Source organism: Achromobacter sp. 1011811831, from assembly GCF_059760905.1.
The window spans coordinates 1-1,782 of record NZ_JCBANG010000187.1 but is presented as its reverse complement, the minus strand read 5'-3'; the positions used below and the strand labels follow the sequence as shown (position 1 = coordinate 1,782).

The 1,782-nt window shown below is 68.1% G+C and carries 1 protein-coding gene; it reads left to right on the top strand.

Annotated elements, in window-relative coordinates:
* On the top strand, positions 1–1,782 hold a 1,782-nt coding region (locus AC6LJ9_RS30480; protein ID WP_498150433.1), incomplete at both ends, for an NADP-dependent malic enzyme.

The following is a 1,782-nucleotide window of genomic DNA, read 5'->3' as shown; positions in this document are numbered from 1 at the left end:
TCACGGTCGAGCGCAAGCTGCGCGAGCGGATGAAGATCCCGGTGTTCCACGACGACCAGCATGGCACGGCGATCTGCGTGTCGGCGGCGTTCATCAATGGCCTGAAGGTGGTGGGCAAGCAGATCGACCAGGTGAAGGTGGTGACCTCGGGCGCGGGCGCGGCGGCGCTGGCGTGCCTGGACCTGATGGTGGACCTGGGCCTGCCGCTGGAGAACATCTGGGTCACGGACATCGAAGGGGTGGTGTACGAGGGCCGCACGACGCTGATGGATCCGGACAAGGCGCGTTTCGCGCAGAAGACGGACGCGCGCAAGCTGGCCGAGGTGATCGAGGGGGCGGACGTGTTCCTGGGTCTGTCGGCCGGGGGCGTGCTCAAGCCGGAGATGGTGGCGGCGATGGGTACTCGGCCGCTGATCCTGGCGCTGGCCAACCCGACGCCGGAGATTCTGCCGGAGGTGGCGCACGGGGTGCGCGACGACGTGGTGATGGCCACGGGTCGCTCGGACTATCCGAACCAGGTGAACAACGTGCTGTGCTTCCCGTACATTTTCCGGGGTGCGCTGGACGTGGGCGCGACGACGATCACGCGCGAGATGGAAAAGGCGGCGGTGTACGCGATCGCGGAGCTGGCCGAGGAAGAGCAGAACGAAGTGGTGGCGGCGGCCTATGGCACGTATGACATCTCGTTCGGCGCGGATTACCTGATTCCGAAGCCGTTCGACCCGCGCCTGATCGTGCGGATCGCGCCGGCGGTGGCCAAGGCGGCGATGGAAGGCGGGGTGGCGACGCGTCCGCTGGCGGACCTGGAAGCGTACGAGGAACAGCTGCAGCAGTTCGTGTACCACTCGGGCGCCTTCATGAAGCCGCTGTTCTCGGCGGCCAAGCGCATCGTGCGCGAGGGCGGCCCGGCGCGCATCGTGTTCTCCGAAGGCGAGGACGAGCGCGTGCTGCGCGCCGTGCAGGTGGTGGTGGACGAAGGCCTGGCGCGTCCGATCCTGGTGGGCAGGCCGTCGGTGCTGCTGACCCGCATCGAAAAGCTGGGCCTGCGCCTGCGCCTGGGCGAGGACGTGGAAGTCACCAACCCGGAATACGACGAACGCTTCCATCAGTACTGGACCACGTACTGGGAGCTGATGTGCCGCCGCGGCATCACCAAGGAGATGGCGCGCGTGGAAATGCGCCGCCGCATGACGCTGATCGGCGCGATGATGGTGCACCTGGGCGACGCCGACGGCATGGTCTGCGGCTCGGTGGGCGCCTATCACGACCATCTGCGCTTCGTCGACGAGGTCATCGGCCGGCGTCCCGGGCACAACGTCTATGCCGCCATGAACATCCTGCTGCTGAACGAGCGCACGGTGGTGCTGGTGGACACGCACGTCAACGATGAACCCACGGCCGAGCAGATCGCCGAGTTCACCGTCGCCGCGGCCCGGCAGATGCGCCGCATGAACCTTGCGCCCAAGGCGGCGCTGCTGTCGCGCTCGAACTTCGGCTCGGGCAGCTCGGCCTCGGGCGCGAAGATGCGCCGCGCGCTGGAGCTGGTGCGCCAGGCGGATCCGGACCTGGAGATCGACGGCGAGATGCACGGCGACTGCGCGCTGGACGGGGCGCTGCGGATGCGCATCCTGCCTTCGTCCACGCTCAAGGGCGATGCCAACCTGCTGGTGTGCCCGAACGTGGACTCGGGCAACATCGCCTACAACCTGCTCAAGACGGCGGCCGGCGGCAACGTGGCGGTGGGTCCGTTCCTGCTGGGCGCGAACGCGCCGGTGCACATCC